Source organism: Herbivorax alkaliphila (genome assembly GCF_030848475.1).
Classification (GTDB): Bacteria; Bacillota; Clostridia; order Acetivibrionales; family Acetivibrionaceae; genus Herbivorax.
Window position 1 is genome coordinate 88613 of sequence record NZ_JAVDDS010000008.1, and the last position, 18236, is coordinate 106848.

Here is an 18236-nt window from a genome sequence, read left to right on the forward strand (position 1 = left end):
GAAAAATTTAAATTTTATTTCGCTTACCTACAAAATAATCTTTAAGTTCCATCTGATCTTTGCTTGAAGAAACAGCGATAATATAATCTCCTTCTTTTAAAACTGTAAAACCATTTGGTATTATAACCTCCTCATTTCTTATAACAGAAATAAGAACACAGTCTTTTGGAATATTTATATCCTTTAAAGTCCTATTACACACTGGGGACTCATGAGTTATTACAATCTCATTTAGAACCAGCTTACCACTCTTTAGTCTTAAAAGAGTTTTAATGCCAGAGTAATCAACTTCCTGCTCAATAAGGTCAGCTATTATAGAAGTGCTACTCACTGCTATATCTACACCAAGTTTTTGAAATACTTCAATGTTCTTTGGATTGTTCACCCTTGCTATAGTTCTATTTACTCCAAAATTCCTCTTGGCCAATTGACAGGCAATAAGATTATCTTCATCCTTCCCTGTCACTGCAATAAAAATATCACAATTTTTAGCTTCTATTTCTGAAAGCACATTTAAATCTGTGCCATCTCCATTTATCACTGGAATATGAAGGTCATTTGCAACTTTTCTGCACATATCCTCCAGTGGTTCGATAATAACAATTTTATGTTTGTATGGGAGAAGGGTTTTAACAAGATAGTATCCAAGTTTTCCTCCTCCTGCTATAACAATGTACATCTTTTAACCTCCAACAAAATTAGTTATCAAAAATATCTAGCTCAATGATTTATTTGCAATTACAAGTATATCACTTTTTTCAAGTACAAAATTAGGATTTGCAAAATTAAACTCACCATTTCTTATAACACCAAACAAATGAGAATTTTCACTAGATTTCATGGATTTGAGTTTTTTTCCTATATTAATATTACTCACTTTTTTCTGTTTATAAAAAATCATGGAATTTCCAATAGTTTGTCTGTGAATATCTTCTTTTCCAATCATAATAGACTTTATTACATCAACTGTAATATCAGTGGGGCAAATCGTCTTTAGTCCAAATTGGTGAAATACATGTTCCCTAGTAGGATTATATATCCTAGCTATCACTTTTGGAACTTTAAATATTTCCTTTGCAACCTGACAAGCCATAATATTTACATTGTCACTTGGTGTGACAGCTGCTAGGGCATCTGCAGTTTTTATACCTGCCTGCTTTAAAATATCCTGATCAATAGGAACTCCTGTAAGAGTTATTCCATTAAAGTCTGTCGGCAATGCTTTAAACGAATTACTGTCACTATCAATGATTACAACATCATGACCCTCTTCAGATAAAACATGTGCAAACCTTGATCCAACTTTTCCACACCCAATTATAATTACATGCATTGTATTCCTCCTGCAAAAAACAACTGTTTATATTTTTATTTAATAGTCATAACATCTATTCTATATCATTTATATTATTATTGCATACTGTAATTTATGTTAATTTGCTCTTAAATTCATAAATATACTTTGAACAGAGTTGAATATTTAAATTACACTCAATATTAATACCGATTGCTAAGATTTTTTATATATTGCAAACTAAATAAAACCATAAATTCCTATACATTTTAAAAAAAATATTCGGCAAACTATTAATAATTATAAAGAAAGGATGATATTGTGTTAGTATCTTTTGTCAGAACACTAATATTGTATTTGCTTGTTATTACAGTAATGAGACTAATGGGGAAACGCCAGATAGGAGAACTTCAACCTTTTGAACTTGTTGTAGCTATAATGATATCAGAACTGGCATCTGTTCCAATGCAAAATACAGGAATTCCCTTGATGAATGGTATTATTCCAATACTTACACTTTTAATTGCACAATTGCTCTTTTCTTTTATTGGCCTTAAAAGCACAAGAGCAAGAGGTATTATTTGCGGCAAACCAAGTGTTTTGATACAAAATGGTAAACTTAAAGAACCTGAGCTCAGAAAAGAAATGTATACAATAAATGACCTTTTAGAACAATTGCGAATAAAAAACATACCAAATATTGCAGATGTAGAGTTTGCAATATTAGAAACAAATGGACAGCTAAGTATTATTCCCAAATCTCAAAAAAGACCTGTAATTCCTGAAGACCTAAATATACAGACAGAATATGAAGGGGCCCCCCTTGACCTTATTATTGATGGCAATATAAATATGGATAATTTAAAGATTGCTAATTTAAATGAAAAATGGATTTTTGATGAGTTAAACAAATTTGGAATAAAAGATGTGAAAGATGTTTTGTTTGCCAGCCTAGATTCATCAGGTAATTTGTATTTCCAGATTAGAGAAAAAGGAAGGAGGATAAATTAATTGCATACCTTTAAAGTTTTAGGAGGCCTTGCACTGGTTTTGGCATTGATAATAGGATCATCATTTTTCTCTTCAAGAACTCTTTCTGCATCTTCTCAAAGAATTGAAGAAAAAATTCTTGAAGTTGAGACCAACACATATAAAAATAATTGGGATTTAGCTAGTAATAGTCTTTCAATCATTATAGAAGAATGGCCTGAAACAGAAAAATCTTGGAGTATTTTATTAGACCATTCTGATATTGATGATATTAGCACTTCAATATTTAGATTGTCTAGATATTTAGAAGCAGAAGATTCCACACAAACATTAGCTGAAATAGCTGCTTTAAAGCAGCTATTAAAAACCATTCCTGATAGAGAAGTTCTGTCTTTGAGTAATATCTTTTAGTAAAAAATTCTCCATTTCAATTTGTGTATATGTATTTTATACCATTGACACAAAAAGGCATAAGTTATAGAATGTCTTATGTGTATGTTCTGAACCATTCGCCCTTTTAGATTAACAAATGTAAATGGTTTAAAATACACTATGGGCTACAAATGGGTTGTTTGCTATCAAGGGTATATACTACCCTTGATTTTTTAAAAAGGGGAAAAATTATTACAAATAAAGGAGCTGTATAAAATGGGAAATTTACTTGCTAATAAGAACATTCTTGTTATGGGTGTAAGAAACAAATGGAGTATAGCATGGGGTATTGTAAATGCCGCCATTAATGAGGGTGCAAATATAATAATTACATATCAAGGTGAAAGAGAAAAAAAAGGAGCTTTAGAGCTTGGTGGGGATTCTACATTTCAATGTGATATTTCCTCAGATGAAGACATTGATAATTTATTTTCTAATATTAAAGAAAAATATGGCACAATTCATGGGGTTGTCCACAGTATAGCTCATGCTAATACTGAAGATTTAAAAAATGACTTTGTTTATACTTCAAGGGATGGTTTCTCACACGCTATGAATATTAGTGCATATTCTCTAGTAGCTGTTACTCGTCGTGCAAAAGAAATTATGTCAGAAGGAGGAAGTATCATAACCCTTACATATATGGGATCTGAAAAAGTATTTCCTGGATACAACGTTATGGGAGTTGCAAAAGCAGCCCTTGAGACCAGCGTAAGATATTTAGCTTCCGATTTAGGTCCTTCAGGCATTAAAGTAAATGCTATTTCAGCTGGTCCTATAAAAACATTATCTGCTAAAGGAGTAAAAAACTTCGGAAATATATTAGATACAGTAGAAGAAAAGGCTCCACTGAGAAGAAATATAACTCCTGAAGATGTAGGCAAGTCTGCACTATATCTTTTAAGCGATTTATCTAGTGGCTTAACTGGGGAAGTCATCCATATAGACAGCGGTTACAACATAATGGGCATATAAAATTCAAGATGGGCAATTCAAGATGGATTCAAGATGGGGACGGTTCTTTCCTTTCATAAAATGAAAGGAAAGAACCGTCCCCATCTTGAATCGTCTTTTGTCACTTTGCAAACACTTCTATAGCTTTATTTTTAAACTCAATATTAACTGGCAAACAGCATCCTTTTTCACCATCAATAGACAATGCTATATCATCATAACTTTTTATAACACACTTTTTTGTTCTAAGTTTAATTACATTTTTATTTTGTAAATTATCTTTTCCTAAAACTTTAAAGAAAATTCCTGCCATCTCAATAGGATTGCAATTTTTTATTATTATAATATCCATCATTCCATCTGTATAATCTGCATCTTTTATTATATTATTAAAACCTCCTGCCTGATTTCCATTTAAAATAAAAAACAGCAAAATATCTTCCTCAATAATTTCATCATCTGTTTCAAATCTCATTTTAAATGATTTCAAGCTTGTAACTTCACTTATTGCTTTTAAATAATATGCAAAAGGGCCAAAACTTTTTTTAAGCTCTTTATGTGTACTAAAAGACACTTCAACAAAAGCTCCACCTGCAAATGAGCTAAAAAAATGCTTTTCATTACTTACAAGCCCAACATCAACTTTCTTAGTTTTTCCTGAAAGTATAATATCGATACACTTATCCAACTTATCAGGAATATTTAGTATAGAAGCAAAATCATTACATGTTCCAGAAGGAATTAATCCCATAGGCACATTTATATTTTCCTTTAAAAGTATATCTCCAACGCTACTTATAGTCCCATCTCCCCCAGATGCCACTACAAAATCAAATTGATTATTTTTTAGTACTTGAATAAAATGTTTATTATCTTTACTTGTCCGATATGGTTGAATTAAAATATTTTTTTTCTGAAATCTGTCAATTATATAATCAAGTTTATTTGGTGTACTCTGAACACCTGAAAACGGATTATAAATTAAAAGAGCTCTCTTCATATTCACTCTTCCCTTCTCTTTATTCACTCTATTTTATAATTATATTATATTGCAAAACAATATGCAATATAAGGAATAATCAAAGAGTATGTATATTTATTGTAATTTGTATATTCTGTTATCTCCCCAAGCAAAAAACGGTTATTCTATTTTCTAAGCTAAAATAGAATAACCGTTTTTATATACATTAATTATGATTTTTTACACTATCGTATTTTTACTCACAATTACTGGAAAACCCTCGGTTCCTTCAAGGTTAATTCCCTTTGTTATTCTAACACCTTTATCCACAATTAAGTGTTCTATTTTCACACCCTCTTCTATTACGGAGCCTTGCATTATTATACTATTTTTAACAACTGAATCTCTTTTAACTGTAACACCTCTAAAAAGCACAGAATCTGCAACTGATCCTTCAACTATAGATCCATCTGCAACTATAGAATTTTCCACTTCTGCTTCCTCATTATACTTTGCAGGTGGTTCATCTTTAACTTTTGTATAAACACGACCATATTCAGCAAAAAGCTGACGTCTAATATCAGGATTCAACATTTCCATATTAATTCTGTAATATGCATTAATTGTACTTATATTTCTCCAATAACCATCAAACTTATAACCATATATATTAAGTACATTCAGCTTTTCAATAAGAACATCCTTTACAAAATCATACTTCCCGTGAGCAGCACATTCTTGAAGCAATGAAATCAGTAATTCTCTTTTTAAAATATATATTCCCATTGAACAAATTGTTGATTGGGGATTTTTGTGTTTTTCACGTAAATCTGTTATTTTTCCATTTTCGTCTACATCCATATTGCCCATATACTGCAATTCTTCATAGGGAAAATCATGCATATCTCTGTATGCAATTGTTATGTCTGCATTTTTCTCAATGTGATAATCAAGCATACCATCAAAAGGCATTTTGTAGACACAATTACCCTGTGCAACAACTACATATTCCTCAAAACTTCTCTCTAAAAAAGTAATATTATGAACCATAGCATCAGCACTTCCCTGATACCATCCTGAATTCTCTCCTGAAAGAAATGGTGGAAAAACAAATAAACCATCATTTCTTCTGTCCAAATCCCATTCCTTACCAGAGCCTAAATGATCCATTAGAGAGCGAAAGCTGTACTGAGTAAGAACTCCAACATTAGTTATTCCTGAATTGACCATATTGGATAAAACAAAATCTATCATTCTATACTTTCCACCTACTGGAACCGCTGTACTTGAACGATGCTCAGCTAATTCTCTTAGCCTGCCATTTTTACCTCCGGTAAGAATGATTCCCATTGTACTTTTCATTCACACTCTCCTCCCTTTAAAATACTTTCTCCTGACTCAATATTTAGAGAACAGTACTCACCAGAGTCAATGTATGAATCTATCACTACATTTTTGCCTAGTTTGCATTTGTCAGGAACTTCAGCTTTTTCTCCTACAACTGTTATACCAGAAGAATACAGATTTGGTTTTTCTTTGTTTGGTATGTTTTCACCAATTCCCATAGTCACATTGTTGCCAATCTTCGCACCTTCACCTATTATACTCTGTTTTATAACTGTCTTTTTCCCTATAGAAGTATCCATCATAACAATTGAATCTTCAATTTCAGAATCCTCATCTATGTAAACTCCCGGGAAAATTACAGAGTTTTTGACTTTTCCATAAACCATGCACCCTTCTGCTACAATAGATTTTTTCACACTGCCCTTAGGTCCAATATAATGAGCTGGTTTTACATGGTTAAGAGTGTATATCTTCCAAGCAGGATCAAAAAGATTAAACTCTGGAACCCTGCTAATAAGATCCATGTTAGACTCCCAATACGCCTGTATAGTACCTACGTCTCTCCAATATCCACTAAATTGATAAGCCCACATATTTCTGTTTTCATTAAGCATCATGGGAATTATATTTTTTCCAAAGTCATGATTTGATTGAGGATTTTCATCATCACGAATAAGGTACTCTCTTAAAACTTCCCAAGTAAATATGTAGACACCCATTGAAGCAAGATTACTTTTAGGATTTTTAGGTTTTTCCTCAAATTCGTAAACTTTTCCATTTTCATAGGTATTCATTATACCATACCTACTAGCCTCCTCCCATGGAACATTTATCACTGAAATAGTAGCATCTGCATTGTTTTCCTTGTGAAAATCAAGCATTTTTGAATAATTCATCTTATAGATATGATCACCTGATAAAATCACTACATATTTAGGTGAATGTTTGTCTACATAATGAATGTTTTGACAAACAGCATTTGCCGTACCCTTGTACCACTCTCCTATTTCCGCCTTGAGATAAGGTGATAATATGGTAACTCCACCATTTATCCTGTCCATATCCCATGGTTTACCAATGCCGATATGTGCATTGAGTTCAAGGGGTTGATACTGTGTCAATACACCTACAGTGTCAATATCAGAATTGACACAGTTACTCAAAGAAAAATCAATTATTCTGTACTTAGCTCCATATGAAACAGCTGGTTTTGCTATTTTATTTGTTAGTACACCTAACCTGCTACCCTGTCCTCCAGCTAGCAGTAATGCAAGTATCTCCTTGTTTTGCATTAAATCCCCCCAACTTGTTTAAGTATAATTATTGTATTCTATATAGAGAAATTTAATCCTCTAAAAAATCATATAAATATTAATAATATTATAAAAAAATTAAAATAAATATGTTAATGATGAATAATTAATGTTATAATGTAATTGTATTAATTTCTTTTAATAGGTAACAGGTTAGATTATAAGCTTTACCATAAGAACTATATTTTTTAGCTTCACCTAAAAAACAAATAAATATAATCTACAAACTTCTAAAATATTGGAGTGATAAAATATGGAATTAAAAGTTGGAGATCTTGTATCCATTCGACATTTCTCTGGAACAAAATTATTTAAAAGTCTAGTATTAGAATCAAACAGTGATACTATTTGGGTTAAACTTGTTGAAGATATCGCTCTTTTAAATTGTTCCATTGGAGACCCTATAGTACTTGGATATGAATTGGAGGATGAAGTTTACATATCTAGCTGTACTCTTCTAGATATGGACAAACCCCAAAATGCATTGAACGTAAAAATTGACAACTTTGAGACAACAACAAATAAAAGATTATTTGTAAGGTTTCCTGTTTCCATTTATGCAGAGGCCAGAATTGGACAATCTCAAACAAAGAATCTTGCCATGGTGAAGAATATCAGCTTTAATGGTATGATGATACATTCAAAACATGACTTCCCTCTATATCAGGAATTGAAATTTGATTTACATGTTGGAATTACCATCCATATAAAAGCTGTTGTCATTAGAAAAACAAAAGATACACATAACTATGAATATGGGTTAAAAATTCTTTATACTGATGTCCACACACCTAATTTATTAAAAAAATATCTCGTGCTGTTAAAAAAAGAACAGGAAGAATTTATGAAAAAATTTAAAGAAGATTAAAAAAAGTTTTTGTTAAAACTTTTAAACCTATTTAGTAATACCTTAGCCGCTTATTATTAAATTTATAAGCGGCTAAATAAATTTATCTAATATCTCTTATAAAATTAGAGCCCTTAATAACCGTGAGTTGAAATTTACAGATTAAAGACATCTTGCTTAATTTCTATAAAAACTTCATAAGATTTGCCATCTCAATGGCTGTCGCTGCTGCTTCATATCCTTTATTCCCAGATTTTGTTCCTGCCCTTTCTATTGCCTGTTCAATGGTATCTGTTGTCAACACTCCAAACACTACAGGCATACTCTCATCTAAAGATACTTTGGCAATTCCCTTTGACATCTCATTTGAAACATAATCAAAATGAGGTGTAGAACCTTTTATTACTGCACCTACACAAATTACAGCATCATATTTTTTTGATTTTGCCATCTTTTGAGCTACAAGTGGAATTTCAAATGCACCAGGTACCCAAGAAACTTCAATATCTGACTCTTCTGCACCATGTCTTACAAGGCCATCTATCACTCCCCCTAAAAGCTTGCTGCTTATAAATTCATTAAACCGTCCAATCACCACTCCAAATTTTAAACCTGTTGCTATTAGCTTCCCTTGATTTGTTTTAACCATTTTAATTGTCCTCCTTATAATCCTTTAAATCTAATTCTGATAACATATGCCCCATTTTTTCTTTTTTTGTCTTTAGATAAAATTCATTAACCTTATTTTCTTTTATCTCAAGAGGTACCCTGTCCATAAGTTCTAATCCATGCCCTTTTAATCCCACTAACTTTTTAGGATTGTTTGTAAGAAGTCTTATTTTGTTAATGCCAAGGTCACGTAGTATCTGAGCACCAATTCCATACTCTCTTAAATCTGGTGGAAAGCCTAATAATACATTGGCTTCTACAGTATCCTTTCCTTTGTCTTGAAGCTCATATGCCCTTACCTTATTGACAAGACCTATGCCCCTTCCTTCCTGACGCATGTATAAAAGCACCCCTCTACCCTCATCACTTATTTTACTCAGGGCAGCCTCTAATTGCTCTCCACAGTCACACCTTAGTGAGTGAAAAGCATCTCCAGTTAAACACTCTGAATGAACTCTAACAAGCACTGGTACATCCTTATTTGAAATATCACCTTTCACCAGTGCAACATGGTGTTCACCACTAATAACATTTTCATAGGCAACTATTTTAAATTCTCCATATTCTGTAGGCATCTTTGCCTCTGCAGCTCTTTTAATGAGTTTTTCAGTATTTCTCCTGTAGCTTATTATATCAGCAATTGTAATAATTTTAAGATTGTGTTTTTTTACATATTCCATTAACTGTGAAACTCTAGCCATTGTTCCATCTTCATTCATTATTTCACATATTACGCCTGCTGGATAAAGCCCTGCCATTTGTGCTAAATCTACAGATGCTTCAGTATGTCCTGCTCTTTTTAAAACTCCTCCCTCCATTGCAATTAATGGGAAAACATGCCCCGGTCTTAAAAAATCATCAGCTTTTGCTTGCTCTTTGGCAAGTTCTTTTATGGTATTTGCTCTTTCAAAAGCAGAAATGCCTGTGGTGGAATCTTTATGGTCTACAGTAATAGTAAAAGCTGTTTTCATATGTTCATTGTTTTCTTCAACCATAAGATCAAGCTTTAATTTTTCTGCTTTAGATTTTTTCAAAGGTGCACAAATCATCCCCCTTCCATAAGTCGCCATAAAATTTATGCTCTCAGGGGTTACCTTTTGTGCAGCCATTATTAAATCCCCTTCATTTTCTCTGTCCTCATCATCAATTACAACTACCATCTTTCCTTGTTTTATGTCTTCTAAAGCCTCTTCTACTTTATTAAATTTCATTTTAAAAATCTTCCCCTCTCTTTAAAAAATAACCTCCCTATTCTGAATCAGAGTTTATTCACTAAGCAAATCCATTTTGTTTTAAAAAATCTAAATCTATTTTTTCAGTTGAATCTTCCATTACTGCATCTTTGTTTGCCAATTTCTCAATGTATTTTCCTATCATGTCACATTCTATGTTTATTATATCTTCAGGTTTTTTTGTGCTAAGAGTAGTCATTTCCGCTGTAAGAGGAATTAGTGAAACTTCAAAACTTCTATCTTTAACATTAGCAATTGTAAGACTGGTTCCATCTAGTGCCACCGACCCCTTCTTGATAATATATTTTAGTATATTTGAATTTGCAGTAATTTTAAGCCATATTGCATTATCCTCTTCCGATTTATCAAATATTTTTCCAGTGCCGTCAATATGCCCTGTTACAATGTGTCCCCCCAAACGGTCTCCTAATCTTAAAGCTCTTTCAAGGTTTACTTTTTCTCCAACTTTTAAGCTTCCCAAATTTGTCTTTCTCATTGTCTCAGGCATAACATCAGCAATAAACTCTCTACCTGTAAAATTTGTAATGGTTAGACATATACCATTTACAGCTATACTATCTCCTAACTTTGCATCCTCTATAATTCTCATACACTGAACAGCTAATTTAATCGACTTACTTGACGGTATTATTTTTTTTACTATCCCTATTTCTTCAATAATGCCTGTAAACATATCCTTCTCCTATTCTTTAAAATAACCTTCAATTAAAATATCATTACCAAACTTACTTAACGAAATATCTTTTAATTCTAATGCATCTTGCATTTTATTTATTCCCCCTCCCTCAACAGGAGTAACAGCATTTTTACCTCCTATTATCTTTGGTGCTATAAAAAACATTGCCTTGTCTACTATTTTTGAACAAATAGCATGGCTGTTAAGATTGCCGCCCCCTTCCAATAATACACTGTCTATATTAATCTTGTATAGCTCACACATTAATTGATCTAAATTCACATGCCTTCCTTCTGTTTTTATCACTTTTACACCTTTTTTTGTTAATCTTTCTTCTTTATCTTTGTCAATTGAACAGGTCGTTGCAAGTATCGCAGGTGCTTTTGAGTCAGAATTAAATACATTACTACTCTCTGGCACAATCCCCTGACCATCCACAATAACTCTTAAAGGGTCTTGCCCCTCCTTTTCTTCAAGTCTTGTAGTCAAAAAAGGATTGTCTTTTATAACTGTGTTTGAACCTACCATTATGGCAGCTACTCTATCTCTCAAGGTATGTACATGCCGCCTCGCCTGAGTCCCCGTAATCCATTTAGAATGCCCTGAAGAGGATGCAATTTTTCCGTCTAATGTCATGGCTGTTTTCATAATTACAAAAGGCTTTCTTTTAACCACATAATTTATAAATATCTCATTTAAAATCTTCGCTTCACTTTCTAGCACTCCAACTTCTACTTCTAAACCTGCTTCTTTTAAAATGTTAACCCCTCTCCCTGAAACTTTTGGATTAGGATCTATCATTGCAATAACAACCTTTTTTATCCCAGCCTCTATAATTGCTTTTGTACAGGGCGGCGTTCTTCCATAGTGAGAGCAAGGCTCTAAGTTGACATACATCGTACTTCCAGCTAAAGAAGAATTAGTATTATTAATTGCAGCAACTTCAGCATGGGCACATCCTACAATTTCATGAAAACCTTCAGAAACAACCCTGTCATTATTAACAATAACAGCTCCTACAAGAGGATTAGGATTTGTCTTTCCCCATCCTCTTTTAGCTAACTCTATCGCTCTTTTCATATAATATTCATGATTATACATAAAACTCTCCATTCTGCAAACTTAAAATCTCAAAAACTTCAAAAATATTATCTTTATCTTAAGGCATTTTATCTATTTCTAAGTTCCTACCTAAAACTTCCATTTTTAGTTTTTCTAAAAAATTTGGCTTTTTAAAATTAAAAAATCTCCCTAAAACTTCACAGGGAGAATTTATACTAATTAAAAGAGTTAATCATATCTTCTCCCATCCAGACTTTCACGCACAAAGACGTTTTACTGTCGGCTCCGGACTTTGACCGGATCTGCCTAAAAAGGCTCGTGGGCTTGTAGAAATTATCTACCTACCACCGGTAAGGAATTTCACCTATCCCTGAAGATAAAAAGTATTAATTTTTAATAAAATATACCATAGTAATTTTCTTAAGTCAAGGAATTTTTTATAGAATCTATTTGTTTTTGTTTTTGCTTTCTCAAATAGTCTTTCATATAGTTCATTGCACTTATGTCTTCATAAATAACTCTTATTCCGTATTCAATATGGTTTTTATTTGGCATTTTTCTCATGATTTCACCTTTTAAAAATATCATTTTTTTATCCATGTATATATCAATTTCAATTTCATCACCTGCCTCTAAATCTACTTTAGAGTAAATAAGCATCCCGTAATAACTAATATCCTTGATTAATCCTAGATGCTTTTTCCTTCCAAATTCTCCTCTGACATCAGAATATAAAGAAACTGGAAACCTTTCATGCCTTCTTTGACTTGCTTCTTCTTCAGATTTGTCAATTACCACTTCCAATATTCTTTCTTTTCCGTCAATTTCTTTTATATCGCACCCAATCACATACATCTCTCCATCTTTTTCCACACCTAAAACAACAGGATCTCCTATTGAAAAATCCAAAACAGCAAAATCCTTTGTTAGTTGAATTTTAATTTTATCTTCATAGACATCAGTTACAATACTTTTATAAGACTTGATACTAGAATAGTGCCTTACAGTAATACAATCACCAGACTTAATTAAATTCATAGGATATCCTCCTGAAGCAAATTATTCACTTACTATTATTATAATACTGTTTTTAACTAATGTCAAAGCAAAGGAAGTCTTTGGGTGTATAAAGACTTCCTTTTTTATCCTTTTATATTCCCTTAAAACACTTTTCTACATGTTTTTGATCAATATCTTTTTTATTGTTAAATTTATATATCAACCAAACTACAGCAGTTACAACAATTGATATCGGAAGTGCAATAATCACAGGGTCATAATTAGAAAGAAATTCTAGAGATGTTCCCTGCACTAAAAAAGGTTTTCCAAATATCAGTCTACAAAGTTGCAAACTAGACGCATTTGCACTATGAATGAAAAATATCCATATAAAGCTACTTACAAAACCTGATACAATTCCACCAATTGCTGATGCCTTAGGCATCTTTTTTAGATATATAGCCCCTACATATACTGGAAGAAATGTAGCAGCAGTAAGCCCCATAAACAGAGCAGTCCCTCTAGCTATTATTTCCATGCTTGCATCAAGTTCATTTGACAACCAAGTTAAAACAGTGCTTAAAACAATAACAATCAATAGTCCGATTCTGGTAATCAGCAGAGAATTTTCTTTTTTCTTAAACCCCTTTTGATATACATCTCTTCCTATTGCAGTTCCCATAGTGTGAAACAGTGAACTCAATGTCGACATACCAGCTGCAAGAAGTGCTAAAAGAAATATTGTGCCAAACCATTCAGGCACATAATTACTTATATAATGAGGTATTATATTATCAACACCAACTGCAACAACTGAAATCTTATTTGTATCTTCAAAAATTATTACATTAGATAAAGCTCCCATAATAAAAGCAACGCCAGTCATCATTAAAATAAATACTCCACCTGAAACAACTGCTCTATTAAGCTCCCTGTTACTTTTAACGGTCATGAACCTTACCACAAGCTGTGGCTGTGCTAAAACACCTATACCTACTCCCATAACTATTGAAGAAACTAAAGCCCACCAAAATGGCGAATTAAATTCAGGCATTGATGTCCAACCTCTAAAACCTGCCTGAATGTTGTTCATTGTCTGTTCTTGCACCGAAGAATTATTAAAGAGTTCTGTAAGTTGATTATGAGCATTGACAACTCCGCCTAATCTTGCATATGTGAAAATAAGCAAAAATATCATTCCCAAAAACATAATAGATCCTTGAAATGCATCTGTATACATAACTCCTTTTAAGCCTCCCATTGAAACATATATAGCAACAACTGAGACAAAAAGCAAAAGAGCCACCTCAAAAGACATTCCAAAAAAAGACTCCATAAATGCCACTCCACCTCTTAAAACAGAAGAAGCATAAATTGGCATAAAAATAAAAATTACTATTCCTGAAAAAATTTGAATAAATCTAGAGTTAAATCTTTTTCCTAAAAGTTCCGGAAAAGTATGACTGTCAAGGTTATGACCCATTTTCCTGGTTCTCTTTCCAAAAAATACAAAAGCAATAAAAACTCCAACAAATATATTTAAAAAAGTAAGCCATAAAATTCCCATCCCAAAATTAGCCGCAGCACCTCCAAAACCTACTATAGCAGCTGTGCTGATAAAGGTAGCTCCATAAGATAACGCCATTACTAGAGGATGAATTTTTCTTCCCGCTACCATAAAATCCTGTGAACTTTTTGTTTGTTTATATCCGATATAACCTAGAAATGCAATTACTGACAAGTAAACAACTATTAAAATAATAGTATATAAATTAATCGTATATGAATCCATTTTTAATCCTCCCTAAAATTAAAGTATAATCAAAAAACCAGATAATATAGCTTTTTGAAAAGTATACACTTTTTATAAAGTGCACCTGATAAAATACGTTAATCTTAAGGATCAAGCTATTTCCTGAATAATCGACCTGTTCTCTTATTCCAAACTGCAAGTCCTATAAACGCAGTAATATCTCATTGTTTATTTGGATTTAAAGATTTGATTCTATCTCTCGTTCTTTTTCTTCCCATGTTTCCTCTTCTTTAATATCCATTTCTTCACTTTCTATCCCCTTATTCCAATTCAAAAGACCATAGACAACACATACAACTGTACTTAAAATGCATAATAAATATACACTCCAAATCCAAAAATCAGGTAAACCCAACAAAATACTCCCCCCCTTCAAAGCATTACACCTTTGTAATGATTCTTGCCTTACGTACCCATCGCTACTGGATTTACACAAATATGTAACCTTTTACAACATTTGAAAATACCAGAGTGAAAAAGTACTCCTATGAAAGTCATATAAAATCTCTAACTTCATTTTACTAAAAAAAACTCTTGTTATCAATCTTATTTTACATAAATAATATACTTCCTTACATGACAGGTGCATATATTATTTATATTCAAAATATAAAAGGAATATTTTCATTTATTTTAAAATATTATTTTTTACACCTACAATTATGGAACCAAATTAAAAGATAACTGTACTAAAATTAAATTAATTGTATATACATATTATTTAATTGTACATAGGTGTATTTAAATATATTTGACAGAATGTATTTCTGTGATATAATTGTTTATAGTAAATATTTCTGATATGTGATTAAAGAAAATAGTCTATAAAAAAGAGGGGAATTAGAAATGAAACTTATTGAACTATTTAAAACTAAAAAACCTGTAATATCCTTTGAAATATTTCCACCTAAACTGGATATGCCTATAGAGTCTATATATAATAAGCTCAGTGACTTTAAAGCTTTAAAACCTGATTTCATGAGTGTAACCTATGGTGCAGGCGGCAGTGCTAAAGATCGCACCATTGAAATTGCGACAAAAATAAAAAAAGACTATAATATCGAAAGTATGGCACACTTTACATGCGTAGGTCATTCTAAAGAAGAAATAGATGCCCTGTTGGACTCTTTAAAAAAGCATGGGTTAGATAATGTATTAGCCCTAAGAGGAGACCCTCCAGCAAATCAACCTGATTTCGATTTTAGCAAGAATGTATACCAATATGCAAGCGAATTGATAGAACATATTAAAAAGAAGAACGATCTTTGTATAGCTGCTGCCGCATATGCTGAAGGACATATAGGCAGTTGCCGTATCAAAGATGACCTTATAAATTTAAAACATAAAGTTGATAAAGGAGTTGATTTTTTAGTTACACAGTTGTTTTTTGATAATAGAATTTTTTATGACTTTTTGGATAGAGCCTTAGCTTTAGGAATCACCTGCCCTGTAACAACTGGCATTATGCCTGTTTTTAAAGCAGACCAAATTAAAAAATTGGCTTCTCTTTGTGGTACGTCAATTCCCGCTAAATTACTTATTATGATGGACAAATATGGTGACAATCCAGATGATATGCTAAAAGCAGGAATAGAATATGCAAGTAACCAAATACAAGATTTAATAGACAATGGTGTTGATGGCATCCACCTTTTAACTATGAACAGAGCTAAATCTACAAAAAGGATTCTCCAAAACCTTAATATGCCACAAAACTAATCACAGTGAACACAGTAAGGGTATGTATATTAAAGATGAAGTACATATAGTTTTTGTAAGAAAAAAGGAATTGGTTTAGCTAAAGCTAAACCAATTCCTTTTTCATTACTTCTTCAAAAGAGATTTCTGCATTGTATTTGATTATGTAATCCAATACTTCCTGTTCTGTAAACACTCTAACAAGATCCATGTCTTCGTTTAGTACATATAAAATATGAAATCTATCAAAATCCATACTCTTTATGATATCCCCCAGTTTTTTTGTGTTTAGCACTACAAGCTCTCTTACTGGATAGATACCTTTTTTTTTAAATCTTGATCTCCTGTATATGAGATTTTTAATGTTCATTAATGCTACCTCCATTTTATAATTCTTTAAAATAAATGAAAAATATATTGCTAAAACCAGCAAGCTAATATTGTATTTGCTGGTAAAATACTGAACACACCCTAAAAAACACAACAATATTAAAAATCCAGTGGATATTATTCTTATATATTTTGAAGCTTTAAATAAACCAAACTTCTCTTCAAAAATGTCTTTTAGTATCCTGCCTCCATCTAAAGGGAATACCGGTGATAAATTAAATGCAGCCAGTGAAATGTTAGCATAGATAAAAAAAAGCATATTATTTACACAATATGCTTTTAAAATAAAACATGTAATGAAAAGTAGAAGGTTCGCAATGGGACCACTGATATTAACAATGCTACGTTTTACTAAAGATAAATGGTTATTCTCAATAGCTGCACTTAGTCCTATGGGCAATACTTTAATTGACTCTATCCTAGATTTCATTAATTTTGCTGTAAAAACATGAGCCAATTCATGAACTGTCATTGAGAAAAATATAATGCTATACTCAATAAAATAATTAAAATATATTGTTATTGCAATAAATCCAATAAAAATAAGATTTACTCTTACTTTAACAGGTTTTTTTAAAATTACTATAAAAAAACCTCCTTGTTTTTTTATGTGTCCTACTCAACCGAACCACCAATATAATCCAGAGGGTTTACAGGCACGCCCTCCTTAAGTAATACAAAATAAAGAGACGGATTTTTAAACTTCCCTGTGTTACCTACCTTTGCTATAATATCTCCCTTGTCAACATATTGACCTTTTTCTACTAGTACTTTTGAACAGCAGGCATAAATTGTCACCATGTTTTTTCCATGTTTAATTTTTATAAAATTCCCCTTTTCTGAATTTTCTCCAGTTTCCAACACTTCTCCACTATAAGCTGCTTTTATAGAAGTATCCATCCCAGCTTCAATATTAATTCCTTTACTATATTCAGAAATATCACCTGTCATATTAAGCTGTTCTCCAAAGAAAGAGGATATTGTCCCCCCTACAGGAATAATAAACGAATACTCTTTATGCTCTGATAAAAAATCTCTATCCTCTGCAAAAATTTCATCATCACTGTTATAACTAATGCTGTCAACCATTTTTTCTTCAAAAAGAATTTCATCAGATATATCCTTTTCCTGTAAACTCAAATCATTATCATTTATATTATAATTTTCATTCTGGCTGTTTGAACTGCTATTATCATCTTGAGTTTTCAAAATACCTGTATCGGAATTTAACCCATCTGTTCTTTGAATAATGTCATCTATTTGAGAAAAAAATCCTTTAATATCAATGTTATAACTTAATGCAGCTACTATTTTATTTTCAAGATAGTTTGTAACAGTGCTATCTACACCTTTAATAATTCCTCCAAAAGTCAGCAATAATACGCATAAAACCGTTTGTAATATCAGCTTTTGAATTATGGTAAAGGATTCCCGTTCCTCTTTTGACTTTTTAATCTTTCTTGTCTTTCTCCGATTTTGAATTGACTGTCTCGGATATCTGTTTCTTATCATAATATCGTCCACTTGTATAGCACATC

The 18236-nt window shown here is 31.9% G+C and carries 18 protein-coding genes, 1 pseudogene and 1 riboswitch; of the genes and pseudogenes, 5 read left to right on the forward strand and 14 right to left on the reverse strand.

The window, feature by feature from the left end; translation table 11 throughout:
* Positions 1-7 precede the first annotated feature (7 nt).
* Positions 8-679, reverse strand: a complete 672-nt coding sequence (locus RBH29_RS04600; RefSeq protein WP_306695537.1) for a potassium channel family protein — start codon at positions 677-679, stop codon at positions 8-10.
* A gap of 36 nt (positions 680-715) precedes the next feature.
* Positions 716-1339 (reverse strand): annotated as a pseudogene (locus tag RBH29_RS04605) (potassium channel family protein); the annotation flags it as partial.
* A gap of 276 nt (positions 1340-1615) precedes the next feature.
* Between RBH29_RS04605 and RBH29_RS04610 the strand changes: the two are divergent.
* The 3 genes from RBH29_RS04610 to RBH29_RS04620 all read left to right on the forward strand — a co-directional run bounded on the left by RBH29_RS04610 (position 1616) and on the right by RBH29_RS04620 (position 3691).
* Positions 1616-2305, forward strand: a complete 690-nt coding sequence (locus tag RBH29_RS04610; protein ID WP_306695540.1) for a DUF421 domain-containing protein — start codon at positions 1616-1618, stop codon at positions 2303-2305.
* Positions 2306-2695, forward strand: coding sequence for a DUF4363 family protein (locus RBH29_RS04615; protein WP_306695543.1), 390 nt, complete (start codon positions 2306-2308; stop codon positions 2693-2695). It abuts the gene before it with no gap.
* A 237-nt stretch (positions 2696-2932) separates the two neighbouring features.
* Positions 2933-3691: an enoyl-ACP reductase FabI gene (locus RBH29_RS04620; RefSeq protein ID WP_306695545.1), complete on the forward strand. Its 759-nt coding sequence runs from the start codon at positions 2933-2935 to the stop codon at positions 3689-3691.
* A gap of 100 nt (positions 3692-3791) precedes the next feature.
* Here the strand turns inward: RBH29_RS04620 and RBH29_RS04625 are convergent, their stop codons facing one another.
* From RBH29_RS04625 to RBH29_RS04635, 3 genes are all read right to left on the reverse strand, one after another.
* On the reverse strand, positions 3792-4670 hold the full coding sequence (locus tag RBH29_RS04625; protein WP_306695548.1) for a YegS/Rv2252/BmrU family lipid kinase: 879 nt from the start codon (positions 4668-4670) through the stop codon (positions 3792-3794).
* 201 nt (positions 4671-4871) lie between these two features.
* Positions 4872-5993, reverse strand: a complete 1122-nt coding sequence (glgD, locus tag RBH29_RS04630) for a glucose-1-phosphate adenylyltransferase subunit GlgD (protein WP_306695550.1) — start codon at positions 5991-5993, stop codon at positions 4872-4874.
* On the reverse strand, positions 5990-7270 hold the full coding sequence (locus RBH29_RS04635; protein WP_306695552.1) for a glucose-1-phosphate adenylyltransferase: 1281 nt from the start codon (positions 7268-7270) through the stop codon (positions 5990-5992). Before RBH29_RS04635 ends, glgD begins: the two co-directional genes overlap by 4 nt.
* Positions 7271-7544: 274 nt before the next feature.
* Between RBH29_RS04635 and RBH29_RS04640 the strand changes: the two genes are divergently transcribed.
* Complete coding sequence (locus RBH29_RS04640; RefSeq protein ID WP_306695555.1) at positions 7545-8159, forward strand: PilZ domain-containing protein; 615 nt, start codon at positions 7545-7547, stop codon at positions 8157-8159.
* Between the two features lie 163 nt (positions 8160-8322).
* Here RBH29_RS04640 and ribH read toward each other — a convergent pair whose 3' ends face one another.
* From ribH to RBH29_RS04675, 7 genes are all read right to left on the reverse strand, one after another.
* The gene (gene ribH, locus RBH29_RS04645) at positions 8323-8787 is read right to left on the reverse strand and encodes a 6,7-dimethyl-8-ribityllumazine synthase (protein ID WP_306695557.1); all 465 of its coding nucleotides are present in this window, start codon (positions 8785-8787) and stop codon (positions 8323-8325) included.
* 1 nt (position 8788) lies between these two features.
* On the reverse strand, positions 8789-10018 hold the full coding sequence (locus RBH29_RS04650) for a bifunctional 3,4-dihydroxy-2-butanone-4-phosphate synthase/GTP cyclohydrolase II (RefSeq protein ID WP_306695559.1): 1230 nt from the start codon (positions 10016-10018) through the stop codon (positions 8789-8791).
* 61 nt (positions 10019-10079) lie between these two features.
* On the reverse strand, positions 10080-10733 hold the full coding sequence (locus RBH29_RS04655) for a riboflavin synthase (RefSeq protein WP_306695561.1): 654 nt from the start codon (positions 10731-10733) through the stop codon (positions 10080-10082).
* Positions 10734-10742: 9 nt separating this feature from the next.
* On the reverse strand, positions 10743-11837 hold the full coding sequence (gene ribD, locus RBH29_RS04660) for a bifunctional diaminohydroxyphosphoribosylaminopyrimidine deaminase/5-amino-6-(5-phosphoribosylamino)uracil reductase RibD (RefSeq protein WP_306695562.1): 1095 nt from the start codon (positions 11835-11837) through the stop codon (positions 10743-10745).
* A gap of 193 nt (positions 11838-12030) precedes the next feature.
* A riboswitch (FMN riboswitch) is annotated at positions 12031-12180 on the reverse strand.
* A gap of 38 nt (positions 12181-12218) precedes the next feature.
* Entirely contained in the window at positions 12219-12836 is a 618-nt protein-coding gene (locus RBH29_RS04665; RefSeq protein WP_306695565.1) for a PilZ domain-containing protein, read from the reverse strand.
* Between the two features lie 112 nt (positions 12837-12948).
* Positions 12949-14589: a sodium:solute symporter family protein gene (locus RBH29_RS04670; protein ID WP_306695566.1), complete on the reverse strand. Its 1641-nt coding sequence runs from the start codon at positions 14587-14589 to the stop codon at positions 12949-12951.
* Between the two features lie 199 nt (positions 14590-14788).
* Entirely contained in the window at positions 14789-14968 is a 180-nt protein-coding gene (locus RBH29_RS04675; protein ID WP_306695567.1) for a symporter small accessory protein, read from the reverse strand.
* Between the two features lie 488 nt (positions 14969-15456).
* Between RBH29_RS04675 and metF the strand changes: the two genes are divergently transcribed.
* Positions 15457-16329, forward strand: a complete 873-nt coding sequence (gene metF / locus RBH29_RS04680; protein ID WP_306695568.1) for a methylenetetrahydrofolate reductase [NAD(P)H] — start codon at positions 15457-15459, stop codon at positions 16327-16329.
* An 85-nt stretch (positions 16330-16414) separates the two neighbouring features.
* On the opposite strand, the gene RBH29_RS04685 is transcribed toward metF, so the two are convergent.
* Both RBH29_RS04685 and RBH29_RS04690 read right to left on the reverse strand, forming a co-directional pair.
* Positions 16415-17308 (reverse strand): site-2 protease family protein, encoded by an 894-nt coding sequence (locus RBH29_RS04685; RefSeq protein ID WP_373463292.1) that lies wholly within the window; start codon positions 17306-17308, stop codon positions 16415-16417.
* 5 nt (positions 17309-17313) lie between these two features.
* Positions 17314-18236: M23 family metallopeptidase (locus RBH29_RS04690; RefSeq protein ID WP_306695570.1), on the reverse strand; the 923-nt coding region annotated here is incomplete at its 5' end.